The organism is Bartonella sp. AD13SXNS (genome assembly GCF_042196465.1).
Taxonomy (GTDB): Bacteria; Pseudomonadota; Alphaproteobacteria; order Rhizobiales; family Rhizobiaceae; genus Bartonella.
Map to the genome: position 1 here is coordinate 100,566 of NZ_JBHIQI010000004.1, position 25,614 is coordinate 126,179.

Here is a 25,614-nt window from a genome sequence, read left to right on the forward strand (position 1 = left end):
ATTGTATCTTCAATTACTTTGTATTGTATCAGTTAAATAGCATACCTAAAGTTGACATAGCGCGCTTAGCCTCTTATCTCTACGTTACAATTAAAATGGAAAATTGCACACCAGCAAGTATAATGGTACCATCTGCATTTCATTATATCTCTAATGATATCAGAAAACTTAAAGAAAATGTAGAGAATGGGGAAAACGTATGAATTACCCAACAAAAGTGACAATAATTAAAAGAAAGGGCCAGTGATGGTCGGTTTAGGTGTTTTTGCACGTAAATTTTTTGGTTCAGCTCATGAGCGACGCCTCAAAGCACTCCGCCAAAAAGTTGCACAAATTAATGCTTTGGAAGAACAATTCGTAAAATTAAGTGATGAGCAACTTTGCCAAAAAACAGATGCTTTTCGTAAACGTCTTAGTGAAGGTGAAAGTATTGATTTACTCTTACCAGAAGCTTTCGCAACCGTTCGTGAAGCAGCAAAACGTGTTTATGACATGCGTCCTTTTGACGTACAACTTATTGGTGGAATGGTCCTTCACGAATGTGGCATAGCTGAAATGCGTACTGGTGAAGGTAAAACATTAATGGCCACTCTACCAATTTATCTCAATGCATTGGAAGGTAAAGGCGTTCATGTTGTGACAGTAAACGATTATCTCGCCAGTCGTGATGCTGAAACAATGGGGAAAGTTTTTAGTTTTCTAGGACTTACAACGGGTGTGATTCTCCATGATCTTGATAGTGATGCTCGCCGCAAAGCCTATGCATGTGACATCACCTATGCCACAAATAATGAACTAGGTTTTGATTATTTACGTGATAATATGGCCTTTGATCATAGTCAAATGGTCCAACGTGGACATCATTATGCAATTGTCGATGAGGTGGATTCTATTCTCATTGATGAAGCCCGTACGCCCCTTATTATTTCTGGTCCTCTAGAAGATCGTACTGACTTCTATAACCTTATTGATACATTTATTCCTGCCTTAACTCCAGAAGACTATGAAATAGACGAAAAACAAAAAACATCGACCTTTACCGAAGTTGGTACTGAAAAAATTGAAAAAATGCTCGAACAAGCTGGGTATCTTAAAGGTGAAAGTCTTTATGACATAGAAAATGTCGCTATCGTTCATCATGTTAATAATGCTCTAAAAGCTCATAAACTGTTTGCTCGCGATAAAGATTACATTGTTCGCAATGATGAAATCATTATTATTGACGAATTTACGGGGCGAATGATGCCTGGGCGGCGTTATTCTGAGGGACTTCATCAAGCGTTAGAAGCTAAAGAGCATGTTGCTATTCAACCAGAAAATCAGACACTTGCTTCTATCACTTTCCAAAATTACTTCCGTATGTATAGAAAATTATCTGGCATGACTGGAACTGCAACAACAGAAGCCGAAGAATTCAGAAATATTTATGGTCTTGATGTTGTCGAAGTCCCTACAAATTTGCCAATACAACGTATTGATGAAGATGATGAGATTTATCGAACAGCAGAAGAGAAATATCGGGCAATTGTGCGTGATATCCGTCAAGCACACGAAAAAGAACAGCCTATTCTTGTTGGAACAACCTCTATTGAAAAGTCAGAACAATTGGCAGAGCGTTTGCGAAAAGAAGGCATTACCGATTTTAGAGTCTTAAATGCTCGCTATCACGAACAAGAAGCATACATCATTGCGCAAGCAGGCGTTCCTGGAGCTCTCACCATTGCAACCAACATGGCAGGACGCGGTACGGATATACAGCTTGGTGGTAATGTTGAAATGCGCATCCGACAAGAGTTACAGGATATCCCCGAAGGTCCAGAACGGACAGCTAAAATTGAAGAAATAAAAAAAGATGTCAAGCAACTTAAAGAAAAAGCTTTAGCGGCTGGAGGGCTTTATGTTATCGCTACTGAACGTCATGAAAGCCGTCGTATTGATAACCAGCTTCGTGGACGTTCTGGTCGCCAAGGCGATCCTGGTCGCTCAAAATTCTTTCTCTCTCTTCAAGATGATCTTATGCGTATCTTTGGCTCCAACCGTATGGATGGTATGCTGCAAAAACTTGGATTGAAAGAAAATGAAGCTATTATCCATCCATGGATTAATAAAGCCCTTGAAAAAGCACAAAAAAAGGTCGAAGCACGAAACTTTGAAATTCGTAAAAATCTACTAAAATATGATGATGTCATGAATGATCAACGCAAGGTTATTTTTGAACAGCGTATGGAGGTCATGAACGCAGATGATTTATCAGAAATGATCCTTGAAATGCGCAATGAAGTCGTAGAGGATCTCGTAGAGGCTTATATTCCTTCAGGGACATATTCTGAAAAGTGGGACGTAAAAGCTCTCGAAGAAGAACTTCAACAACTCTTTAATCTCGAACTTCCAGTGGAAGAATGGGCAAAAGAAGATGGAATTGCTGAGGAACAAATTTTAGAGCGTATCTCAGATGCCGTTACAAAACTTGAAAATGATCGTACTGAACGATATTCTCCAGAAGTTATGGCTTATTTTCATAAAGCAGTATTGCTCGAAACTATTGACACGTTATGGCGCGAACATCTGGTAAGTTTAGACCATTTGCGTTCTGTTGTTGGGTTTCGTGGTTATGCGCAGCGGGATCCACTCAATGAATATAAGACAGAATCATTTGAACTCTTTCAAAATATGTTGAAAAATTTGCGCAGAATTGTCACTTCTAAACTTATGCGCTTTGAAATTATTCAACAACCCACAGAACCAACCATGCCTAAGCAAACGGATGCTGTTTCATCCGTCTTTAATGATCAAAGTCAAGAAAATGCTCCCACTTTATGGGCACGATCACAAGAAAATAGATTTGTTAATCCACAAGATCGTGACCCTAACGATATAACTACATGGGGGAAAGTTGGACGTAATGAGCGTTGTCCTTGCGGTTCAGAGAAAAAATACAAACACTGTCATGGAGCCTTTGTTTGAAAAGTAAACTATGCAAATGAATAAAAAGCGAAATTATGAGCAAGAATTGCGCACAGCTGGTTTAAGAGTAACACGTCAACGACGTGTTATTCTTGATATTTTGACGGATACAAATGATCATCCCAATGCATTTGAAATTTTTCAGCGTGCAAACAAAATAGATTCGAATATTTCACTCTCAACGGTTTATCGAACCATGAAAATATTAGAAGGAAATGGAACAATTCATCGCCATAGCTTTAGTGGTGGTCCATCTCGTTTTGAGCAAGCAGATGGGCAACATCATGATCATCTCATTGATATAGAAACAGGACAAGTTATCGAGTTTCATTCTGATGTTATTGAAAAGCTGCAAGAGGAAATTGCAAAATCCCTTGGCTATGATATTATTCATCATCGCCTTGAACTTTACGGAAAAAAAAACTCTTAAAAAAATGATTATATATCATTAGATAAAATACCTCAGGCAAATCAAATTTTATAAAAATTTACCTTTAAAATATAATAGTTTTCATTGGCAAAAAAAAAGAATTGCTTTATTACCTCTTTTTGTATGATGCTATACGGTAATTCATTGCCGATATTATCACAAAAAATCATTGCAAAAAAATATTATAAAAATTGTATTATGAAAAATTAGGCCAGTATTATCATGGTTTCTTTGCCACAAGATCGTATGAAACAGCTTGAAAAGCGCTTTGAAATAATTGAAAGCCAAATGACAACAAATCCAAATGCTGAAACATATGTCAAATTAGCTTCTGAATATGCAGAACTACAACCCGTTATTGCCTCTATACGCGCATTAAATGCTCTTTACGAAGAGATTACAGAATTAGAAACGATTATCAACGATAAACAAACAGATATCGAGATGCGTAATCTTGCCCAGGAAGAGCTACCATCGTTATATAAAAAAGGAGAGCAATTTGAAAAAGAACTCCAGATTCTGCTTTTGCCTAAAGATGTTGCTGATGAAAAAAGCGCTATTATTGAAATTCGAGCAGGAACGGGTGGATCAGAAGCAGCACTTTTTTCCGGTGATCTTTTTCGCATGTATGAACGTTATGCCCATGCTCACCATTGGAAAGTAGAAGTTATTTCACTCAGTGAGGGGGAAGTTGGCGGATATAAAGAGATTATTGCTAGCATTTCAGGAAAAGGTGTTTTTTCTAAATTGAAATATGAATCAGGTGTCCATCGTGTGCAACGCATCCCTGAAACAGAGACAGGTGGACGTATCCATACATCTGCTGCTACCGTTGCTGTACTTCCAGAGGCTGAAGATATTGATATTGATATTCGTCCTGAAGATATTCGTATCGACACAATGCGTGCATCTGGAGCAGGAGGACAGCATGTTAATACAACGGATTCAGCTGTTCGTATCACGCATATTCCAACAGGAATTATGGTCGTACAAGCAGAAAAATCACAACATCAAAACCGAGCACGAGCCCTTCAAATTTTACGGGCACGCTTATTCGATATCGAACGACAAAAAGCGGAAAATGAACGTTCAGCTTCCCGTAAGAGCCAAGTTGGTTCTGGTGATCGTTCAGAACGTATTCGTACCTATAATTTTCCACAAGGACGCATCACGGATCACCGTATTAATCTGACCCTGTATAAGCTTGATCGCATTTTGGAAGGAGATCTTGATGAGCTTATTCATGCACTCATCTCAGATCACCAAACAGCACTGCTGATGGAAATGGACAATAATTGAACAAATATTCTTTCAAAAATGTCATCCAACAAACTCAAGAAAAATTGCGCATGAAAGGAATTTCTGAAGCCAATCTCGATGCGAAAATACTCATTGAATGGATAACAGGAATAAATGCTGCTGAAAGAATTTCTCAACCAGATATGCCTCTATCTTCTGAGCACATTACACAAATAGAACAGGCTGTCCAACGGCGGATTGCAGGCGAACCCGTCTACCGTATTATAGGAGAACGAGAATTTTATGGCATATCCTTCGCTTTATCTCAAGAGACGTTAGAACCCCGTCCTGATACAGAAACGTTGATAGATCTTGTTCTCCCTTTCCTCAAAAAATATGTCGAAAATTCGAGAAAAATAACACTCCTTGATATGGGGACAGGAAGTGGCGCCATTGCCATTGCCATTCTTAAACAAATTCCACAATCCTATGCAGTCGCTGTCGATATTTCTGAAGATGCCCTTAAAACAGCGACAAAAAATGCAAAAAATGCTGAAGTAATACATCGCTTCACACCTCTTCTTAGCGATTGGTTTGATTCTGTCACTGGTCGCTTTGATTTTATTGTTTCCAATCCACCTTATATCCCCGCAAAAGATATCAAAAAACTTGCAAAAGAAGTGCGCTTACATGATCCATTGCGCGCTCTTGTCGGTGGAAAAGATGGTCTTGATTTTTATCGAAAGCTCGCCCATGAAGCAGCCAACTACTTAAAAGAAAACGGCACTATCGCTGTTGAAATTGGTTACTCTCAAGAAAAAGAAGTTTGCAATTTGTTTGAAACAAATGGCTTCCAATGTTTAGAAATGCGCAAAGACCTCAGTGGAATACCCCGCGCACTTCTATTTGCATGCAAACATTAAAATTCCCAATCATCATCCGTGGTAGCAACCGCCTTGCCAATGACATAAGAAGAACCAGCCCCTGAAAAAAAGTCATGATTTTCGTCAGAATTTGGTGATAAAGCTGCCAAAATAGCGGGATTAACACGACAAACCTCGGGGGGGAAAAGAGCTTCAAAACCTAAATTCATTAAAGCCTTGTTAGCATTATAATGAAGAAAAATTTTAACATCTTCCGTCAATCCAAGTGCATCATAAAGATCTTCAGTATATTTGCACTCAATGTTATAAAGGTCAAAGAGCAGGTTAAAAGCAAAATCTTTAATTTCTTGTCTTTTGGCTTCATCAAGCTTTGCAAAGCCCAATTGGAATTTATAACCTATATAATAACCGTGAACCGCTTCATCACGAATGATCAGTCGAATGAGATCTGCTGTATTGGTTAACTTAGCGCGACTGGCCCAATACATGGGCAAATAAAACCCAGAATAAAATAAAAAGCTTTCCAGTAAAGTAGAAGCAATTTTTTTCTTGAGTGGATCATTTGCTTCATAACGCTCAAGTACTAATCTAGCCTTTTTCTGCAAATGAATATTTTCTTCCGACCATCTAAATGCATCATCAACTTCTACCGTCGAGCAAAGGGTTGAAAAAATAGAGGAATAAGAACGTGCATGAACCGCTTCCATAAACGCAATATTCGTCAAAACCGCCTCCTCATGCTCTGTTATCGCATCAGCCAACAGTGAAATGGCTCCTACAGTATTTTGAATTGTATCGAGAAGCGTTAATCCTGTAAAAACACGAATTGTTAATTTACGTTCTTCATCCGTTAAGCTTGACCATGAGGGAATATCATTGGAAAGTGGAACTTTCTCAGGTAACCAAAAATTCCCAGTTAAGCGGTTCCATACTTCAAGATCTTTTTCATCATGCAATCTATTCCAATTAACAGCACACACAACAGGATTTTTGGTTGTAATCTTTGTCATATGATGACCTCCTATAAACTGCACGAAACACAGCCATCTACTTCTGTTCCACTTAATGCTACTTGCCGCAGTCGTACATAATAAATACTCTTGATACCTTTTTTCCAAGCATAAATTTGTGCGCGGTTAATATCACGTGTGGTCGCTGTATCGGGAAAAAATAATGTTAATGAAAGACCTTGATCAACATGCTGTGTTGCAACAGCATAGGTATCTATAATTTTTTCAGGCCCAATCTCATAAGCATCTTGGTAAAAATTCAAATTCGTATTATCCATATAAGGAGCGGGATAATAAACGCGCCCAATTTTTCCCTCTTTGCGAATTTCAATTTTTGAAGCAATTGGATGAATAGAAGAAGTGGCATGATTAATATAGGAAATAGATCCCGTGGGTGGAACAGCCTGTAGATTGCGATTATACAACCCATACTTAACAACTAAATCTTTTAGTTCCTGCCAATCCTTTTGACTTGGAACAACAATATTATTCCGTGCAAAAAGCTCTTGCACAAGCGCAGATTCCGGTTTCCATTCTTTTTCAATATATTTTTCGAAAAAACGTCCATCTGCATAAGCTGATTTTTCAAACCCTGCAAACATTTCTTGACGTTCGCGCGCAATTAAATTGGAAGCACGTATGGCGTGATATGTCACAATATAAAAATAGATATTGGTAAAATCAATCGCTTCTGGAGACCCATAATAAATCTGCTCACGCGCTAGAAACCCATGCAAATTCATTTGTCCCAAACCAATCGCATGACTTTCGGCATTGCCTTTCGCAATGGAAGGTACACAAGCAATATTGCTCATATCCGAAACCGCAGTAAGAGCACGAACAGCAGATTCTACGGTCTGTCCAAAATCAGGACTTTCCATTGCTTTGGCAATATTCATGGATCCAAGATTACAGGATATATCACTTCCAATCGTGCGATACGTTAAATCTGTCTCCAGTTCACTCGCCTCACTCACCTGCAAAATTTCTGAACATAAATTGCTCATACTTATGCGCCCAGCTATCGGATTTGATCGATTAGCAGTATCCTCAAATAAAATATAGGGATAACCCGACTCAAATTGAATTTCCGCTAGTGTCTGGAAAAAAACGCGTGCACTTATTTTCTTTTTACGAATCTTTGCATTATCAACAAAGGAGCGATAATGCTCCGTTAAAGAAATATCGCTAAAGGGTTTGCCTGTAACACGCTCAATATCATAAGATGAGAAGAGATACATATCCTCATTATTCCGTGCAAGCTCAAAAGTAATATCAGGAATAACGACACCAAGCGAAAGCGTTTTGATTCTGACTTTTTCATCAGCATTTTCACGCTTTGTATCCAAAAACTTCATAATATCTAAATGATGAGCATGCAAATAAACAGCTCCAGCCCCCTGTCGTGCCCCAAGCTGATTGGCGTAGGAAAAAGAATCCTCCAAGAGTTTCATCACCGGTAAGACACCTGAGGACTGATTTTCTATTTGCTTAATTGGCGCTCCAGCCTCCCGCAAATTGGTCAAACAAAGCGCCACACCTCCACCACGTTTTGAAAGCTGCAAAGCCGAATTAACCGAACGACCTATCGATTCCATATTATCTTCAACACGTAGCAAAAAACACGAAACCAATTCACCACGTTGTTTTTTGCCAGCATTTAGAAATGTCGGCGTTGCTGGTTGAAAACGTCCTGTAATAATTTCATCCACAAAACTTTCAGCAAGAGCTTTATTCCCTTGTGCTAAATATAAAGCCACAAGACAGACACGATCTTCATAGCGTTCAAGATAACGTTTCCCATCAAAAGTCTTTAGCGTATAGCTGGTATAGTACTTAAATGCGCCTAAAAAGGTAGGAAAACGAAATTTAAATGCATAAGCACGTTTAAAAAGCTTTTTAATAAAAGAAAAATCATAAAGCTCAAACAAAGCTTTTTCATAATAACCTTCTTCTATTAAGTAATCTATTTTTTCCTTCAGATTATGAAAAAAAACTGTATTCTGATTAACATGCTGAAGAAAATATTGCCGTGCGGCAAGCCGGTCCATATCAAATTGAATATGACCATTTTCATCATAGAGATTAAGCATTGCATTCAGCGCATGATAATCAGTAATCTGTTCTGATTTCTGCGACTGTTCTATACCAATTGTTTCCAAAATCTTTCCAATCCCTTTTTTACACAAATAACGTCTTCATCAGTTCCACGCAGCTCAAAACGATAAAGGCAAGGGACACAACATTTTTCAGCAATAATCTTACTTGCTAAATTATAATAGCGACCAAAATTACGATTCCCACCACCAATGACACCACGAATTAATTTGCGGTTTTCAGCTTCATTAAGAAAATGGATAACGGCTTTTGGCACTGCCCCTCTTCCTTCACCATCTGCATATGTAGGAACAACCAGTACATAAGGCTCGCTAACCAATACAGAGGGCTTTCCTTTATCAATTTTGAAAAGTTTTTGACCAAGCTGCGAGACAAAATGTTCTGTATTACCCGTTGCACTCGAATAATAAACAATAAGCCCCATTAAGCACAAAGACCACTAATCATATCTGGTCTAAAACCAGACCAATGATTCTCACCACAAACAACGACAGGAACCTGACGATACCCCAGAGATTGAACAAAACTGTATGCTTGTTCATCACAGGAAATATCAACAACACGATAATGAATGCCTTTTGCATCAAAAGCACGGCGTGTAGCATCACATTGGACACAAGATGGTTTGCTATAAATAGTGATCGACATTTTCTTCAACTTTCACAATTCAAAACAATCAACCCTACCTAAGAGAGTCAATCTAATAATTTTATAGGTACTCAAGAATAACAAACAACAGAAATCGTACGCAAAACGTATTATTATTTTCAAATAACACACAGCTTTCTAAACATAACAAAATCCCTCATCAAATAACTTCAAAGACTATGATGAGAATAAGCGATTATTCTACAACTTAAATAACCCCCCAGTTATAAAACAATCTTTTGCTTAGCAAAAAATTCCCTCCTGCTGTCTAAAAAACTAACGTTCTAAATCACCGTTTTCAAGAGTCTTTTTTTACTCTTTTACGGCAAAAATCAATTACAAAAACGAAAGGAAATCCTTCTAAAAGAGATCTTTCAGCAAAAATATCGCTATACCCTTGCTCAACAAACTTTTACGATAACATTGGAAATAACTTAGACACCAAACGAAACACACTAACACCCTCTCTTGTGCTTATTTAGAATCACCAATCATTTTGATACTATATATAGTATATACTCTCTCTCTTTCGTCAAGAAAAATTCGACCATTATTTTGAATTGTCCACGATCTCCCCACTAAAATATTCAGCACTCAAAATTATGTAATAATATAACATTTTATTGACAAACGTTATATTATTACATAGTTATCCAAAATAATAAGCAAAGATGGTATAAGTTATGGATCTGCACTTAAAAAAAACAACATTAGGCTATGGGAATAGAATAGCGATCAAGGGCTTTTCAGCAAAGTTAAAAGCGGGTTCTTTGGTTGCAATAACGGGTGATAACGGTGCTGGAAAATCAACATTGCTAAAAGCCATCGCTGGATTGATTAAACCTCTTAAGGGGAAAATTACAAAACCGAAAAAAAGCCGCATTGCTTATCTTGCTCAGCAATGTGATATAGACCAAACATTTCCAATTGATGTGAAAACGCTTATCAAAACAGGATTATGGTCCTTTTGTGGATTATGGAAAAACCAGCGCCCTTATGATTCTAAGATTCAGAATGCGCTTGAAATGGTTGGACTCACAGCACTTGCCACCCGTTCGCTTGAAACATTATCAGGTGGGCAATTACAACGCGCCCTTTTTGCACGCATCATTGTACAAGATGCCGATATTATCTTGCTTGACGAACCTTTCAATGGTATCGACCGCAATACTCAAAAAGACCTTCTTGCACTGATCACGTACTGGAAACAGCAAGGACGTACAGTTCTCACAGCACTCCATGACCCTCTCGTCGTGCAAGAATTTTTTCCTCAAATGATTCAAATTAATCAACAAAACGCCTTTTATGGAGAAACAACACAGTTTCTCGACAACACCATTCACCACGTTATTCCTCCCCTTTCCTCCAACTCTTTGTGTATTAGTACACAAAAGAATCTCCCTCCTATTAATGATTCTCTTTTTCTTAGGTTATAAGACGTGTATGCATTTTTTCTTGCCCCCTTTGTTGATTTCCGCTTTATGCAAAACGCTCTTATCGGCTCTATTCTCCTCTCTATTAGCGCTTGTCCTGTTGGTGTATTTTTGATGCTCCGTGGAATGAGTTTGACAGGAGATGCTATCTCTCATGCCATTCTTCCTGGTGTTGCAACTGCTTTTCTTATTTGCGGCTTCTCCCTTATATCTATGACACTTGGTGGTATTTTTGCCGGCATTATTGTTGCTTTAGCAACCGTTTTAATTTCACGGAATAGCTTTCAGAAAGAAGATGCATCCATGACCGTCTTTTATCTTATTGCACTTGCAGCAGGTGTCATTATTATCTCACTGAAAAATTCAACCATTGAACTGCTTCATCTCTTATTTGGATCGGTTCTTGCACTTGATACACAGGCTCTTTGGTTGATCACTATCATAATGCTGATCACACTTTGTAGCCTTTTTATTTTTTGGCGTGCGCTTGTCCTAGAAAGCTTTGACCCCCTCTTTTTTAAATCACTCTCTCCATTGAGTAAATATATTCATATTTCATTGCTTGGACTTGTGGTGTTGAATCTGGTTGGAGGCTTTCAATCCCTAGGAACATTACTTTCCGTTGGCATTATGATGATTCCAGCGATTACAGCCCGTTTTTGGTTTTCACGCTTAATCCCTATTTGTGTGCTTTCCATTCTTTTTGGCATCATTTCTAGCGTATGTGGTCTCCTGCTTTCTTTTCATCTTTCACTGCCCTCAGGCCCTGCTATTATCATTGCCGCAGGATTTATTTATCTTGTTTCCTGCCTAATAAGTCCACGCGGTTTTATTGTAACATGGTTTCCCCATCTTTTTTATACTTCCTCACTTTAAGGAAAAAATATGCCTAAGTTTATTCAAAAATTTGTTCTGTTTACTGCTTTATTGTTTGCCTTTTCTCCCTTTTCTGCTTCTGCACACAATAAAATACAAGTTGTTGCAAGCTTTTCTATTCTTGCCGATCTCGTAAAAAATGTAGGAGGAAACCATATCTCTATGACCACTTTTGTCGGTCCCAATGCGAATACCCACACTTATGAACCGACCCCTCATGATGCTCAAGCTCTTAGAAATGCTCAAATTATTTTCATCAATGGACTTCATTTAGAGGGGTTTATTGACCGTCTCATCACAGCAAGCGGTACAAAAGCACTTCTTGTTGAGGTTAGCGCTAATATTCCTCCCCTCGAAACGAAAAATCAAGAACAGAACATCCATCACCACCATCACAGCGTTATTGATCCGCATGCTTGGCAAACAATTCCCAATGTCGAAATCTATGTGAAAAATATCGCTGCTGCTTTTTGTAAAATTGATCCACAATCTTGTACTCACTACAATAAAAATACCGAAACATACATTAAAAAGCTTAAAACAGCACAAGATACCCTAAAAACAAAAATTGCTACCATCCCTCAAGATAAACGTATCATTATCACATCTCATGATGCTTTTGGCTATTTTGCCAAAGAATATGGCTTCACTATCCTTGCTCCCCAAAGCGCTTCAACAGAAGCTGAAGCAACCGCAGCTGATGTTGCTAAACTTATAAAACAAATTAAAGCGAATAAGGCAGCAGCATTGTTCGTTGAAAATATCTCTAATCCCCGTCTCATCAAACAAATTTCAAAAGAAACAGGCTTAAAAATTGGGGGAACACTTTATTCTGATGCATTGTCAAATGAAAATGGCCCTGCAGCAACTTATCTTGATATGATGGAACATAATGTGAATACCATCATTGATGCTATCACAAAACATTAAAAAATCTTCTATGAAAAAAAGAAGAAAAAGTTCATAAAAATCATAGGTATATGATCATGTAACCAATGACACTCAAGCTTCATGATTGGTAATATTAATATAAAACAATGTTGATTTTACAGAAAAAATTTATGTCCAATAGAGGCTAAGATAGATAAAGTCATAAGTGGATTTATTGCCTCATGGTGCCCAAACCGTCAGCATTATCATTCTATTTTCCAACGCTTCTTTTACGATAATTCTTGATACTTCAAACAATTCAATAACTGTCGTAACATTGGGGATCAGCAACATCATAAAACCATTAATAAACTGTCAATTTATAAAATGCTGTGTAAAACAACAATGACAATGCAACTGCTTTGTCTATGCTTATTTTTACAGATGTTTGTACCAATCTCTTGTGTTATTTTCATAAAGATCAGTTTGAGGATGATCTAGAGACAATTTTTGCCTCGAGAATATGGAAGGTTGATAGGATGTTACAATACAATTTCGCCTACCTGTATCATGAAAGGTAATGAAAATTCTAGAATAAGCGCCCCTTCTATCTCGCAATAATTTCTTTTACAACCAATTGGATACCCTCACTCAAAATTACATAGTGATTTACATAAGAAATAGGTTTTGGTGTATATCCCTATAGATTGTATTCTAATTTACGTGATTGGTAGAAACAACAGATACTCCTTATTATAAGAACTCTGAAACCATTCTAGATCATTTGGTCGGCGGTCAAGTAAAACAGCGCCTATCTCGTACAGACTATCTAGAACAGTATCGCATTTTTATGGATAAAATGGACTTTTATGTAACGGATCAAAATCAAGCTATTAGGATGTATGATGCCATCATCTGTGAATAATTTTCTCTCTATTTTTCTTATTTATTCTTTATAAGATACATAAATTATTACATCATGAAATAGACGGTACATATTGTTTTTTGTGAATAAAGCACCTTTCTAAATGAGCAGAAATATGGTTAATAAATGGATATTCCCTCTTGATATTTTTCTATAATGAGAAAAAATTATGTTTGAAAATAATATGCTTCTTACAGATCATGAAAATGCAAGATTTCATTCTATGAATGTTTAGACGTTCTCGGCGTCATGTGTGACAATGGATCATTACCAAAATTTTTTAAATTTTGTTTTTAATCTCATCGACTATACTCTGATTTTGTGAATGTAATCAAGAGAGCTAAATCGCAAAATTATTATGGGACTGCATAAAAGAAAGTCTTCCACATTAATCAATGTTTACTTATTACTTGTGCGTTTTCCAGTGTTTTTGTTAAAAGTATGAAAATCCTGATGAGCGACAGTGAAACTTAATTTTTGACCATAATCTCTTGTAAGGCGTTCTTTTACTTCAATCGTAAAAATGATACCATTCCAACGCGTTAAAACGTGGCAACCTGTTCCGATAGGCTTGATAAGCTCAATTTGTGTGTGAAAGGTAGGTCCTTTATCTGGATGTTCGCCCAATAAGATGATTTCAGGTCTGAAGGCTAAAAGATCAGTTTCTTCACCACAAGAAAATGAATGTCCTAAATGCTGTTCTAGGACATGACGATCAAGAAAATTCATAGGAGGAGAACCAATAAAATCAGCAACAAATGTTGTTGCTGGAGTGTCGTAAATTTCCATTGGTGTTCCAATTTGCTCGATAGCTCCTTTATTTAAAACGACTATTCTATCAGCTAATGTCATGGCTTCTAGTTGATCATGGGTAACATAGAGGCTGGTTGTTTCTAATGAACGCTGTAGTGTTTTTATCTCAATACACATTTGCGCCCGTAATTTTGCATCAAGATTTGAAAGAGGTTCATCAAAGAGAAAAACGCGGGGTTGACGTACAATCACACGCCCCATTGCAACACGCTGGCGTTGTCCTCCTGATAATTGTCGCGGTTTACGATCAAGAAATGGTTCTATCTCTAAAAGTTTTGCAGCATGTGCGATACGTTTTTTTATTTCTTCTTTAGGGGTTTTACGATTTTTAAGACCATATTCTAAGTTTCCACGAACTGTCATATGGGGATAAAGGGCATAATTTTGAAAAACCATAGCAATATCACGATCAGCTGGTTCACGATCATTGATACGTTCATTATCAATATACAATTCACCTGAGGTGACTTGTTCAAGTCCTGCAATAATACGTAATAAGGTTGATTTTCCACACCCTGAAGGACCGACAAGAACAAGAAGCTCTTTATCGGCAATAGTTAAGTTTAAATCATCAATGACCAGAATGCCGTTGTCATACTGTTTTTTTATATTTGATAACTGGATTATGGCCACGATTACTTCTCCTACTTCTCCGTTTCAATAAGGCCTTTGATAAAAAGCCGCTGCATGAAGATAACAACAAGAACAGGCGGTATCATGGCAACGACCGATACTGCCATGAGTATATTCCATTGAGGATCATGTTGAAGTGATTCAACAATAAGTTGTTTTAAAATAATCAGGATTGTTTGATGATTCTGATCCGTTGTGATGATAAGAGGCCAGAGATATTGTATCCATCCATAAATGAACATAATGATAAATAAAGCAGCAATATTGCTTTTACTAAGAGGAAGGAGAATATCCTTAAAAAATTTAAATGGTCCTGCACCATCAACACGTGCCGCCTCTAAGAGCTCATCTGGAACAGTCAAAAAAAACTGGCGAAATAAAAACGTAGCGGTTGCGGATGCAATAAGTGGAATAATCATTCCACTATAGGTGTTGATCATTCCCAATTTTGCAACAACCATATAGGTTGGAAGAATACGAACTTCGACAGGAAGCATCAATGTAACAAAAATAAGAACAAACGCAGTTTTTCGGAAGGGAAAACGCATGTAAACAATTGCATAAGCAGATAAAAGTGAAATAATAATTTTTCCAATACTAATCCCAAGAGCCATAATGAGTGAATTCATTAAAAGTGGCCAAAGATTGGGCAATCCGAGCTGTGCAAGACCATCACCAAAGACTTTTTTATAATTTTCCAGAGCATATTCTCCAGGTAAAAGAGGAAGTATTCCTGAGGTAAATGCTGCTGAACTATGAGTTGATGCAATGATAGCAACATAAACTGGAAAGCAAATAATGATAATACCAACAATGAGCGTTATATGGGTTAGAAATTTCAAAACAGGGCGATTTTCAACCATAACTTATTTCCTAATATTGTACACGACGCTCAATCCAGCGAAATTGGATAAACGTTAAGACAATAACCATCAACATCAATAGTGTTGATTGTGCTGCCGATGCACCGATTATTTGATTTCTAAAGCCATCATCATATACTTTATAAACGAGGATGCTCGTTGCACGCGCAGGACCTCCAGAAGTTGTGCTATCAATAATACCAAAAGTATCAAACATAACATAATTGACATTAACGATAAGAAGAAAAAATGTCGTTGGTGAAATTTGCGGAAAAACTACAGTCCAAAATCGTTTAAAGGGACCAGCACCATCAATGGCTGCGGCTTCTATTTGAGAACGCGGAACGGACTGAAGACCTGTAAGAAAAAAGAGAAAATTGTAAGAAATCTGTTTCCAGCTAGCCGCAATGACAATAAGAAGCATCGCTTGATTGCCATTAATACGATAATTCCATAAAACCCCTATTTTTTCGAGAAGAAAAGGGATAATCCCAATAGTGGGATGAAAGATAAACAACCATAATATACCTGCCAATACTGGAGCAACAGCATAGGGCCAAAGCAAAAGCATTGTATAAGCTTTTTTTGCACGGATGACACGATCAACACAAACAGCTAAAAGAAGCGATATTGTCATTGAAGCGACAGTAACTGAGATGGAAAATACTGCGGTTGTAAGAAGTGACTGCCGATAAGTAGGATCAGAAAGAACGGTTATATAATTTTCAAGGCCAATAAAAGTTGTTGTAAAGCCAAAAGGATCTTCGCGTTCAAAGGATGATTTTATTGCCTGAGCAGCAGGCCAAAAGAAAAACAAAAAAGTCACAAGGAGCTGAGGAAAAAGCAACCCGTAAGAAAGGAGACTATTTTTAAAATATGCATGCTTTTCTTGCATTCGTAGGGCTCTTTAAATGTAGAGACTTTAAAAAGATAAACAAAAAGGACTCAACGATTTTTGTTGAGTCTTTAATGTTTAACAATAAAACGAAATTAATGATTGGATTTTTCAAATTCACGCAAGAGTTTATTTCCACGTTTAACGGTTTCATCTAAACCATCTTTCGGTGTTTTTGAACCACGAAGAACAGCTTCCAACTCTTGATCAAGAATAGTACGGATTTGTGGTAAATTACCAAATCTTATACCTTTCGAATTAACTGTTGGAGGATTAAGGTTGATCTGTTTAATAGCTATATCAGCACCTGGCGTTTTTTCATAGAAATGTTGTTTTTTGCTTAATTCATAAGTCGCTTTTGTGGTTGGAAGATAACCTGTTTCTTGATGCCATCTTGCTTGATTTTCTGTTGTTGAAAGAAACTTAAGAAAAGCCGCTGCTCCAGCATATTCTTTTGGGGTATGTCCCTTAAATGCCCAAATAGAAGCTCCCCCAATAACTGAATTTTGCGGCGCTCCTTCTGCATCCTTATAGTATGGTAGCATACCAACCCCCACATTAAACTGAGCTTCAGAAACAATTCCAGCATATGATCCTGAAGATTGCATTAAAATTGCACAATTTTGCGCCATAAACATTGGTGTTGAATCTAATGCGCCAGCAGGACCACCATAGCGGAAAATACCTTGATCAGACCACTTTTTTAAGTCAGCCCACATACGCACTTGTAAAGGTCCATTAAATGTAAGTTCTGAATCAAATCCTTTAAAGCCATTTTCCTTCGTTCCAAAAGGAACATTATGCAACGCTGAAAAGTTTTCTATACCAATCCATTGAGCTGCATAAGTCATTGTAAAACCACACGTTGCCGCTTTAGTCTCAAGAATTTTTTTGGAAAAATCTTCTATATCTTGCCACGTTTTAGGAGGCTGCTCTGGATCAAGCCCTGCTTTTTTAAAGATATCTTTGTTATAATAAAGGATTGGTGTTGAAATATTGAATGGCATAGAAACCATACGCCCCTGTTCATCGGAGTAATAGCCACTAATAGCAGGAAAATAATCTGTAGGATCGAACTCTTGTTTTGTATCAGCCATAAGTTGATAAAATGGATAGATTGCGCCTTTTGCTGCCATCATAGTTCCAGTACCAACGTCATAAATTTGAGCGAGCACCGGCTGTTTTTTTCCACGAAATGCTGCAATGAGTGAAATCAAACCCTCTTCATACTCACCGCGATATGAAGAAATAACTTTATATTCAGATTGACTCGCATTAAAATCGTTAATGAGACTTTCAGTTTGCTTTCCTAGTTCACCACTCATAGAATGCCAAAAGCTAATTTTTGTCTGCGCGAAACCTTCTGTTATTCCCGCTGTTGTTATTATGATAGCAACCGTGGCTACTATGGAAAGATAAAAACGACTCATGGTTCACCCTTTCTGAAGTGATGGAATACAAACTACCCCTAAATTTATAGTATCACACATGAACATGCCATGCCGATTTTATTATAAAAATATGCTGGCTCATTTAAACAGGAACCACCAAAAGGTCAAATGAATTCGTTTAGATTTATTCGTTTTCTTTTATAAGCTTTCTTATGTATTCATGAGTCATTCGCTTGTAAATATTTTTAAAAATGAGAAGGTTTAAATAAACAAGGAAATAGGTAAAAAGATATAGATCGTAAATGTTATTCAATGACTATTGTAATATTTTGACTTACTTTTTAAAAAAGAGTTGTTTATTCTTTTGTTATTTGTCTTATAACTTTCGATTTATACCTTAAAACGGTGTTAATACTACATTTAACAAAGAGACAAATAGACTTTTTCTTAAAATGAAGAAAATTATTTTGAAGTATTTAATGGCCTCCTTCCCTGATAATGGGGTCGTGCCCTTCATGCAAAACAAAACGGCATTGTATTACCCAATTTTCATTCTGTAAAAAAATCTTCAATACATCCCCCTCCATTTCATGATTGCCACTATAATATATTGATTTATATAGATAATATAGCGTTGTTCATCTTTAATGAGACCTTCGAATATCATAGGATTCTCTCATTTCAACTCTCTGTATGTTGAAGTAATCAAAATCTCTTGCTTGCATACCACAAGCAGAGCTGACGTATGGGCAAAATTGTATAAGAAAAAACAAAAATATCTATCATGAACCGTCTCAAGTGCCAAGGGTTGTCGCAACATCCACAAGCTGGAAAAGTGTGTGATGATATCGGCTTGCTTCTCCAAAAGTGTAAAGACGAGAGGGCTCTATAGATTTTACATTATTTCCATGGAGGCTTTATCGTTAAAAGTCCCTCCACTAAAGCGTATAAAACTTTTTGCACGTCATCATTTTTATACTTCAAAAGTTAAAATAGCACCACTCTATGAACCCTCATACTTCAACAAGTCTTGTATTTGAGAACGTTAAATGAAAATTTTTATTCTTTTCTCACGAGCTGTTTATCCACATACCAAGCCTACTTGTAATGTGCAAACGAATGATTTTGATTGATCTATTGTAAAAAGATTTGAAATGAGAAAACCTTATATGTTAAGAATTCTCATTCAACATGAAAAACTATTAATTATCATTATAAATTAATGTGTTATTGTTACGTGTAAAAAATATTTCTTGCTTTCTTTCATTATGCTCGCTTTATGAAGGTACAGAAATTTCTTTTATAAGGTGTATTTTTTACCTTTGTGCTCGCAATGTCAATGCAAGATCAGGTTGATCTGTCGTAATATAATGTACAGGCATATCAAGCCAATGTGATAACCGAGCTTTTCCATTAATTGTCCATACCCCTACAATAAAACCAGCCTCAAGAGCTGATTCAATAAAATCCTGTGAAACAATAGAGCCATTTAAACTTAGATCAGTATACCCCAATTGTTTCCATTCAGAAAAATGACGGTACATATCACCTTCAAAATTATCAACACATGGACCAGATGGTATTCCTGCTTCAATAAAAGGACGAAGAACTAAAGGATCAAAACTAATTGCAGAAACCCGTTCTGTTAAATTGCGGCTTTTTATGAGTGCAAGCGCTTTTTGGGATAATATTGTTTCACGCTCCACTTCACCACATGTTTTGATTTCAAGATGTAACGCAACATTCGTTGGTGCTAGAAGATCAAGCAACTCTTCTAATAAAGGAGGTGCTTCTCGGCTTCCTTTCACGCAGAGTTGTTTGCGTGTTTCATTATCAATGTCGTGAATATATCCCTTTTTGCCAACCAATTGGTCTAGATGAAAATCGTGAAAAACAACCACCTCACCGCTTTTCAGCAAGTGAACGTCACATTCAACTTCATCAGCACCTAACGCCACGGCGTTATTAAATGCAGAAAGAGTATTTTCAGGATAAAGATGAGCTCCACCACGATGTGCAACAATTTTTTTCTCAGACATGCAAAATTTCATACTTCTCACTTTTCAATATATTGACGTACAGATTTTCAGATAAAAACTTATATCACATGAAAATGCACAATCATTTTTAAAGATTTTTTCTACATTTTTCTGAATATCAAACCCTCAGTCATATTTTATTCCTAAAAAGTTTATCCTTCATTTCAATTATTCCCATTCAATGGTACCAGGAGGCTTTGAGGTTACATCATACACAACACGATTAATTCCTCTAACTTCGTTAATAATACGTGCTGCTGTCTTACTTAAAAATGCCATATCATAGGGATAAAAATCAGCAGTCATTCCATCTACAGATGTGACTGCGCGAAGAGCACAAACAAATTCATAAGTGCGATCATCCCCCATAACACCAACAGTTTGAACAGGCAGAAGAACAGCAAAAGCTTGCCAAATTTCATCATAAAGACCAGCCTTACGGATTTCCTCAAGATAAATAGCATCTGCTTCGCGTAAAATCTCTAATTTTTCATGTGTCACAGCACCTGGACACCGAATTGCAAGGCCGGGACCTGGAAAAGGATGGCGACCAATAAATTGCTCCGGTAGCCCTAACTCTCGCCCTAGCGAGCGAACCTCATCCTTAAAGAGTTCACGCAACGGTTCTACAAGCTTCATATTCATCTGTTCTGGTAACCCTCCCACATTATGATGGCTTTTAATGGTTACCGATTCCCCAATAGCAGATACACTCTCAATAACATCTGGATAAAGTGTTCCTTGTGCTAAAAACTCTGCACCTCCTATTTTTTTTGTTTCTTCTTCAAAAACTTCAATAAAAAGGCGACCAATCGTTTTGCGCTTTTTTTCTGGATCTGTCTCACCTTCTAAAGCATTAAGAAATATATCGGCAGCATTAACGTGAATAAGCTTTATATTATAATGATCACGAAAGAGCGTGAGAACTTCTTCAGCTTCATTCTTGCGCATCAGCCCATGGTCTACCAAAATGCATGTCAATTGATCTCCTATGGCTTCATGAAGGAGTACCGCTACAACAGATGAATCCACTCCCCCTGAAAGACCACAAATCACACGACTTTTCCCAACTTTTTGTCGTATCGTAGCAATTGCCTGCTCACGATAAGAAGCCATTGACCAATTACCTTTAATAGCAGAGATCTTATGAACAAAATTTTGCAAAAGTTTTGTACCATCCGGTGTATGGATAACTTCAGGATGAAACTGTACCGCATAAAAATGTCTTTTTTCATCCGCAATAGCCGCATAGGGAGCTCCTTTTGAGGTTCCTATGATACGAAAGCCTTTTGGTAAAGCGGCCACACGGTCACCGTGGCTCATCCATACTTGATAACAAGATCCTTTTTCCCACACTCCATCAAAAAGTACACTCTTCTCTTGTACTTCCAAAAAAGCGCGCCCAAATTCACGCTCATGTCCAGCTTCAACCTTTCCTCCAAGCTGAATACACATGACTTGTTCGCCATAGCAAATACCAAGAATCGGAATACCTGCCTCAAAAATTTCCATTGGAACACGCGGCGAACTTTCATCCATAACGGAATAAGGACTCCCTGATAAAACAATAGCTTTAGGATTGATCCGTCTGGTAGCTTCTAAAGCTAATTGAAAAGGAACAATTTCACAGTATACCCCCATTGCTCGCACCCGTCGTGCAATAAGTTGTGTAACTTGTGAACCAAAGTCAATAATAAGAACAGTGTCTGGATGTGATATGCTCATGGAAAACCAATCAACAATTGTAAAAGAAAACGAATGAGATTTATGATTCAATCTTTCTCTTTTCACAAGCCTGTTTTCTTAAGAAAAAGATTATTCTCATAAAATTTATGATAAAAAATGCAAAAATATGGATTAATGTTTTTTTTGCAACACTGATAAAAAGAAACCATCTGTTTGTGTTGTTGCAGGCGATAAAGTAAGTCCATAATTTGAAAAAACCGGTTGCACAGGAGAAAAACTAAAATGTTGCTGCCAAAGTGCCTGCATATCTATGGGATAAAAATGAGAATGTTGTTGAAGGAAATGGGAAATTTGTTCCTCATTTTCATCTGTAAAAAGAGAACAGGTAATATAGACTAAGCGCCCATTTGGCTTAAGATAAACTATAGATTCATTCAAAATAGTCCTCTGTTCTGTTTGGCGCTGTCTCACCTGTTCTAATGTTAAACGCCATTTCGCATCAGGACGACGACGCCATGTTCCTGTCCCACTACAGGGTGCATCTATTAGAACTCTATCCATCTGACCTGTTAATGACCTCAATTCTTCTTTCTGCACTCGTACTTGGACATTACGAACACCAGCGCGTCGAAGACGATCAAAAATTGGAGCTAGGCGTGCTTTATCAGAATCATAAGCATAAATTTGCCCACGATTGTTCATATCAGAAGCTAAAGCTAATGTCTTGCCACCAGCACCTGCACAATAATCTAATACTTGCATGCTTTCTTGCGCTTCTACAAGATGAGCAACAATTTGAGATCCTAAATCCTGTATTTCAAAGTATCCTTTTTGAAAAGCTGGTTCAACTTGAACATTGGGATGACGGTTGAACTTTTCAATCGGTGCTATTCTTAAAGCTTGCTGAAACCATGATAGAGCTTGAGATTTAGTTCTTTTTGCTAATTCTTTCAGCACCTTCTCTGGTGTTGCCTTAAGGCTGTTTACCCGTAAATCTAAAGAAGGACGCGTTGCTAACGCAGCCGCTTCAGTAACCCAATTATCGCCAAATAAAGGACGCAGATGTGCCTGACACCATCGGGGAATATTACCACGAATATAGTCTGGCGCATCCACTAATTGCCTCCTTTGCCAAGATTCGCGCTGTTTATCCTCTAATAACTGCGGTGCAAACCGATCTCCTTCTAACATACTATCAATTTGCTCCAACGTCATTTTTCCAGTATCTAATAAGGTAGCAAAAACAATAGCCCGAATATCATCACTCTCCATACGCCATTGTAAAGAATAGCGCCGTCTTAAAACATCATAAACGATTGTACCAATAGCTGCGCGATCACCTGCTCCAGCAAAGCGATGAGAAAGACCCCAATCCTTTAAAGCTTCTCCTACTGGGCGATGCTTCATTTCTATCTCTGTGAGAACATCTATTGCTGCTTGCAAACGCCCACCTAATCGCATTCATTTCTCCCATTAAAATAATAAAATTTTAAATCATCTAAAAAAATAATATTATCTTCTTCTTGCCAATGAAACCTTCTCAAAGCCATAAAAATCTACATTCAATATTAAAATGATCTGATCAAACTTTTTATAAGACCCAATTTAGAGTATCTATATTTTTTCTTTCATCTTCTACCCATTCGCTTTATTATCTCCTTCTACCTCTTATACTAAAAGATACGTAGCCATCCATAAAGAACTTATTTCCGCCATGCATTATGAAAAAAACAACCTCTCTATCATTGCGTAAAATAAAATTTACGAAGATTATCTGAATAACAGAAAAATCAAATATCTCCCATCTTTTGATGGCTATCCTTCTGAAAAAATAGAAAAAATATTCTCATAAAATTAAACAAGTTCATCTGACTCCCATCAAAAAATTAACTTTTTAGAAAATGCTTGGAACCACTATTTGGCATGACCGTTTTTACTCTACTGGCAACTGCCAGGAAATTTAAAAGGAGAAAATAATGACTTATAATAATGGAAAAACAACTTCATCTAAAAGTCGTCAGAACACAATGCCCTCAAACAATGGAAAGAAATCCGTTCAAAGTGATCAGACAAACACTCGCCAACGTGCATCAAAGACAGGGCGGAAGACAACAAAAAGTTAATTCTAATTTTATATAACTTATTTCACATAGTCTAGAAGAAAGAATTAGAGTTTTAGCCTCTAATTCTTTCCTTTTGGGACTTTATTCCAAATCACAAACAGAAAGAAGAACAGCCTCTCTTTGTTTGTTCTCGGAAGATTTTATATTTATGCGATATGATGCTAGACTCTTATTTCTTCAAACAGGCCCACGATAGTTTGGACTCTCCCGAGTGATAGAAACATCATGCGTATGACTTTCATGGAGTCCCGCATTTGTAATACGAACAAACGTTGCTTTTTCACGAAACTCTACGAGATCTTTTGCACCAACATAACCCATCGAAGCGCGCAGTCCACCAGCAAGCTGGTGTAGAACTGATGCTATAGGACCTTTATAGGCCACTTGCCCCTCCACACCTTCAGGAACCAACTTAAGTTCATCATGAACGTCATCTTGAAAATAGCGATCTGCCGATCCTCGTGCCATAGCACCAACAGATCCCATACCGCGATAGGCTTTAAAAGATCGACCTTGATAAAGATAAACTTCTCCAGGACTTTCTTCTGTACCCGCTAAAAGAGAACCAATCATCGCTGCACAAGCTCCACCCGCTAAAGCTTTAGCAAAATCACCCGATGCTTTGATCCCACCATCTGCAATTATGGGAATGCCTGCTTTTTCAGCAACTTCTGCAGCATTCATAATGGCTGCAAGTTGAGGTACACCAACACCAGCAACAATACGCGTTGTGCAAATAGAGCCAGGACCAATACCAACTTTTACCGCATCTGCACCACTGTCGATCAATGCCTGCGTTGCTTGAGCAGTCGCGACATTCCCAGCAATAACAGCTGGTGAGGAAGCCATCTTTTTAATTCGTTCAACAGTTTCTAGTACACGTTGAGAATGTCCATGCGCTGTATCAATGACCAAAACATCAACACCTGCGTCAATGAGACGTTCAGCACGCTCAATCCCATTATTCCCAACACTACTGGCCGCTGCAGCACGCAAGCGCCCTTGAGAATCTTTAGCAGCATTTGGATTTAATTTTGCTTTTTCAATATCCTTAACTGTTATCAGTCCGACACAACGATTCTGTTCATCCACAACTAATAATTTTTCAATACGGTGATGATGTAAAAGATATTTTGCTTCATTGAGTTGGACATTTTCACGCACTGTAATCAAATTTTCATGCGTCATTAATTCATAAATTTTTTGTTTTGGATCTGATGCAAAACGTACATCTCTATTGGTTAAAATGCCAACAAGTCGTCCCGCTGTCTCACCTTTAACGCTATTTTCAACAACCGGAATACCTGAAATACCATGAGAGCGCATCAAAGCTTTTGCTTCTTCAAGTGTTGCATCTGGTCCAATTGTAACTGGATTAACAACCATACCAGATTCAAACTTTTTTACCTGGCGGACTTCTTCTGCCTGCTCTGCAGGAGACATATTACGATGAATAACCCCAAGACCACCAGCTTGCGCCATAGCAATTGCCAAACGCGATTCTGTTACCGTATCCATTGCAGCGGAAAGCAATGGCAAATTGAGCTTAATATCAGCTGCAATGCGCGTACTGAGATCCACTTGACTAGGCATAACAAGAGAATGACCGGGTTGTAAAAGTACATCATCAAAAGTCAGTGCTAATGCACCTGTCCCCGTTTCAACAATCTTTGCCATAGCAAAATTCCTTTTATAATAAAAATTATAATAAAACACCGCAAGGAGCTTTAAAATACAACTGCGGTTCTCGTACATGGTAGATTGGCAAAAAATT

General features: G+C 37.5%; 21 protein-coding genes. 9 read left to right on the forward strand and 12 right to left on the reverse strand.

The annotated features are described in order from the left end of the window. Window positions 1-246 precede the first annotated feature (246 nt). The 4 genes from secA to prmC all read left to right on the forward strand — a co-directional run bounded on the left by secA (window position 247) and on the right by prmC (window position 5,556). Window positions 247-2,964 (forward strand): preprotein translocase subunit SecA, encoded by a 2,718-nt coding sequence (secA, locus tag ACFIMQ_RS04460; protein ID WP_375616491.1) that lies wholly within the window; start codon window positions 247-249, stop codon window positions 2,962-2,964. 10 nt (window positions 2,965-2,974) lie between these two features. Then, the gene (locus tag ACFIMQ_RS04465) at window positions 2,975-3,394 is read left to right on the forward strand and encodes a Fur family transcriptional regulator (protein ID WP_375606771.1); all 420 of its coding nucleotides are present in this window, start codon (window positions 2,975-2,977) and stop codon (window positions 3,392-3,394) included. 222 nt (window positions 3,395-3,616) lie between these two features. Then, window positions 3,617-4,693, forward strand: coding sequence for a peptide chain release factor 1 (gene prfA / locus ACFIMQ_RS04470; protein WP_375616452.1), 1,077 nt, complete (start codon window positions 3,617-3,619; stop codon window positions 4,691-4,693). Continuing rightward, window positions 4,690-5,556, forward strand: a complete 867-nt coding sequence (gene prmC, locus ACFIMQ_RS04475; protein WP_375616453.1) for a peptide chain release factor N(5)-glutamine methyltransferase — start codon at window positions 4,690-4,692, stop codon at window positions 5,554-5,556. The genes prfA and prmC overlap by 4 nt, the downstream gene beginning before the upstream one ends. Here prmC and nrdF read toward each other — a convergent pair. Genes nrdF through nrdH form a run of 4 tightly spaced genes read right to left on the reverse strand, consistent with a single transcriptional unit; the run spans window position 5,553 to window position 9,293 of the window. Beyond that, window positions 5,553-6,527, reverse strand: a complete 975-nt coding sequence (nrdF, locus tag ACFIMQ_RS04480; protein WP_273722534.1) for a class 1b ribonucleoside-diphosphate reductase subunit beta — start codon at window positions 6,525-6,527, stop codon at window positions 5,553-5,555. The two genes, prmC and nrdF, sit on opposite strands and share 4 nt — an antisense overlap. Window positions 6,528-6,538: 11 nt before the next feature. Further along, complete coding sequence (gene nrdE, locus ACFIMQ_RS04485; RefSeq protein WP_375616454.1) at window positions 6,539-8,689, reverse strand: class 1b ribonucleoside-diphosphate reductase subunit alpha; 2,151 nt, start codon at window positions 8,687-8,689, stop codon at window positions 6,539-6,541. Continuing rightward, window positions 8,671-9,069 carry a class Ib ribonucleoside-diphosphate reductase assembly flavoprotein NrdI gene (nrdI, locus tag ACFIMQ_RS04490; protein ID WP_375616455.1) on the reverse strand — a complete coding sequence of 133 codons (399 nt, stop codon included), beginning with the start codon at window positions 9,067-9,069 and terminating at the stop codon, window positions 8,671-8,673. The genes nrdE and nrdI overlap by 19 nt, the downstream gene beginning before the upstream one ends. Then, a complete protein-coding gene (nrdH, locus tag ACFIMQ_RS04495) occupies window positions 9,069-9,293 on the reverse strand; it encodes a glutaredoxin-like protein NrdH (RefSeq protein ID WP_005774163.1) in 225 nt (74 codons plus the stop codon). Before nrdH ends, nrdI begins: the two co-directional genes overlap by 1 nt. Before the next feature lie 683 nt (window positions 9,294-9,976). On the opposite strand from nrdH, the gene ACFIMQ_RS04500 reads away from it, so the two are divergent. The 4 genes from ACFIMQ_RS04500 (at window position 9,977) to ACFIMQ_RS04515 (ending at window position 13,397) form a co-directional block, all read left to right on the forward strand. Continuing rightward, window positions 9,977-10,729 carry an ABC transporter ATP-binding protein gene (locus ACFIMQ_RS04500; protein ID WP_375616456.1) on the forward strand — a complete coding sequence of 251 codons (753 nt, stop codon included), beginning with the start codon at window positions 9,977-9,979 and terminating at the stop codon, window positions 10,727-10,729. A 3-nt stretch (window positions 10,730-10,732) separates the two neighbouring features. Then, window positions 10,733-11,602: a metal ABC transporter permease gene (locus ACFIMQ_RS04505; protein WP_375616457.1), complete on the forward strand. Its 870-nt coding sequence runs from the start codon at window positions 10,733-10,735 to the stop codon at window positions 11,600-11,602. A gap of 9 nt (window positions 11,603-11,611) precedes the next feature. Continuing rightward, entirely contained in the window at window positions 11,612-12,532 is a 921-nt protein-coding gene (locus ACFIMQ_RS04510; RefSeq protein WP_375616458.1) for a metal ABC transporter solute-binding protein, Zn/Mn family, read from the forward strand. Window positions 12,533-13,199: 667 nt separating this feature from the next. Continuing rightward, the gene (locus ACFIMQ_RS04515) at window positions 13,200-13,397 is read left to right on the forward strand and encodes an integrase (RefSeq protein ID WP_375703491.1); all 198 of its coding nucleotides are present in this window, start codon (window positions 13,200-13,202) and stop codon (window positions 13,395-13,397) included. A gap of 399 nt (window positions 13,398-13,796) precedes the next feature. On the opposite strand, the gene ACFIMQ_RS04520 is transcribed toward ACFIMQ_RS04515, so the two are convergent. The 7 genes from ACFIMQ_RS04520 to ACFIMQ_RS04550 all read right to left on the reverse strand — a co-directional run bounded on the left by ACFIMQ_RS04520 (window position 13,797) and on the right by ACFIMQ_RS04550 (window position 23,178). Next, entirely contained in the window at window positions 13,797-14,843 is a 1,047-nt protein-coding gene (locus ACFIMQ_RS04520) for a sn-glycerol-3-phosphate import ATP-binding protein UgpC (protein WP_375616459.1), read from the reverse strand. Window positions 14,844-14,854: 11 nt separating this feature from the next. Further along, a complete protein-coding gene (ugpE, locus tag ACFIMQ_RS04525; RefSeq protein ID WP_375616460.1) occupies window positions 14,855-15,706 on the reverse strand; it encodes a sn-glycerol-3-phosphate ABC transporter permease UgpE in 852 nt (283 codons plus the stop codon). Window positions 15,707-15,716: 10 nt separating this feature from the next. Beyond that, window positions 15,717-16,601 carry a sn-glycerol-3-phosphate ABC transporter permease UgpA gene (gene ugpA, locus ACFIMQ_RS04530; protein ID WP_375616461.1) on the reverse strand — a complete coding sequence of 295 codons (885 nt, stop codon included), beginning with the start codon at window positions 16,599-16,601 and terminating at the stop codon, window positions 15,717-15,719. A gap of 95 nt (window positions 16,602-16,696) precedes the next feature. Next, window positions 16,697-18,031, reverse strand: coding sequence for a sn-glycerol-3-phosphate ABC transporter substrate-binding protein UgpB (ugpB, locus tag ACFIMQ_RS04535; protein WP_375616462.1), 1,335 nt, complete (start codon window positions 18,029-18,031; stop codon window positions 16,697-16,699). Window positions 18,032-19,308: 1,277 nt separating this feature from the next. Beyond that, window positions 19,309-20,031 carry a glycerophosphodiester phosphodiesterase gene (locus ACFIMQ_RS04540; RefSeq protein ID WP_375616463.1) on the reverse strand — a complete coding sequence of 241 codons (723 nt, stop codon included), beginning with the start codon at window positions 20,029-20,031 and terminating at the stop codon, window positions 19,309-19,311. A gap of 168 nt (window positions 20,032-20,199) precedes the next feature. After that, a complete protein-coding gene (gene guaA, locus ACFIMQ_RS04545; protein WP_375616492.1) occupies window positions 20,200-21,756 on the reverse strand; it encodes a glutamine-hydrolyzing GMP synthase in 1,557 nt (518 codons plus the stop codon). A 132-nt stretch (window positions 21,757-21,888) separates the two neighbouring features. Next, entirely contained in the window at window positions 21,889-23,178 is a 1,290-nt protein-coding gene (locus ACFIMQ_RS04550; protein ID WP_375703492.1) for an RsmB/NOP family class I SAM-dependent RNA methyltransferase, read from the reverse strand. 515 nt (window positions 23,179-23,693) lie between these two features. On the opposite strand from ACFIMQ_RS04550, the gene ACFIMQ_RS04555 reads away from it, so the two are divergent. Then, entirely contained in the window at window positions 23,694-23,840 is a 147-nt protein-coding gene (locus tag ACFIMQ_RS04555; protein ID WP_375608015.1) for a hypothetical protein, read from the forward strand. A gap of 177 nt (window positions 23,841-24,017) precedes the next feature. On the opposite strand, the gene guaB is transcribed toward ACFIMQ_RS04555, so the two are convergent. Next, on the reverse strand, window positions 24,018-25,517 hold the full coding sequence (gene guaB, locus ACFIMQ_RS04560) for an IMP dehydrogenase (RefSeq protein WP_375616465.1): 1,500 nt from the start codon (window positions 25,515-25,517) through the stop codon (window positions 24,018-24,020). Window positions 25,518-25,614: the final 97 nt, after the last annotated feature.

Excerpts from the sequence above, each read along its gene's own strand:
- ACFIMQ_RS04540 (WP_375616463.1), bottom strand. The coding sequence starts at position 20,031 with ATGTCTGAGAAAAAAATTGTTGCACATCGTGGTGGAGCTCATCTTTAT.
- guaB (WP_375616465.1), bottom strand. The coding sequence starts at position 25,517 with ATGGCAAAGATTGTTGAAACGGGGACAGGTGCATTAGCACTGACTTTT.
- ugpB (WP_375616462.1), bottom strand. The coding sequence starts at position 18,031 with ATGAGTCGTTTTTATCTTTCCATAGTAGCCACGGTTGCTATCATAATA.
- ACFIMQ_RS04500 (WP_375616456.1), top strand. The coding sequence starts at position 9,977 with ATGGATCTGCACTTAAAAAAAACAACATTAGGCTATGGGAATAGAATA.
- nrdI (WP_375616455.1), bottom strand. The coding sequence starts at position 9,069 with ATGGGGCTTATTGTTTATTATTCGAGTGCAACGGGTAATACAGAACAT.
- ACFIMQ_RS04510 (WP_375616458.1), top strand. The coding sequence starts at position 11,612 with ATGCCTAAGTTTATTCAAAAATTTGTTCTGTTTACTGCTTTATTGTTT.
- ACFIMQ_RS04550 (WP_375703492.1), bottom strand. The coding sequence starts at position 23,178 with ATGCGATTAGGTGGGCGTTTGCAAGCAGCAATAGATGTTCTCACAGAG.
- nrdH (WP_005774163.1), bottom strand. The coding sequence starts at position 9,293 with ATGTCGATCACTATTTATAGCAAACCATCTTGTGTCCAATGTGATGCT.
- secA (WP_375616491.1), top strand. The coding sequence starts at position 247 with ATGGTCGGTTTAGGTGTTTTTGCACGTAAATTTTTTGGTTCAGCTCAT.
- guaA (WP_375616492.1), bottom strand. The coding sequence starts at position 21,756 with ATGAGCATATCACATCCAGACACTGTTCTTATTATTGACTTTGGTTCA.
- ACFIMQ_RS04555 (WP_375608015.1), top strand. The coding sequence starts at position 23,694 with ATGACTTATAATAATGGAAAAACAACTTCATCTAAAAGTCGTCAGAAC.
- ACFIMQ_RS04465 (WP_375606771.1), top strand. The coding sequence starts at position 2,975 with ATGCAAATGAATAAAAAGCGAAATTATGAGCAAGAATTGCGCACAGCT.
- prfA (WP_375616452.1), top strand. The coding sequence starts at position 3,617 with ATGGTTTCTTTGCCACAAGATCGTATGAAACAGCTTGAAAAGCGCTTT.
- ugpE (WP_375616460.1), bottom strand. The coding sequence starts at position 15,706 with ATGGTTGAAAATCGCCCTGTTTTGAAATTTCTAACCCATATAACGCTC.
- nrdF (WP_273722534.1), bottom strand. The coding sequence starts at position 6,527 with ATGACAAAGATTACAACCAAAAATCCTGTTGTGTGTGCTGTTAATTGG.
- ugpA (WP_375616461.1), bottom strand. The coding sequence starts at position 16,601 with ATGCAAGAAAAGCATGCATATTTTAAAAATAGTCTCCTTTCTTACGGG.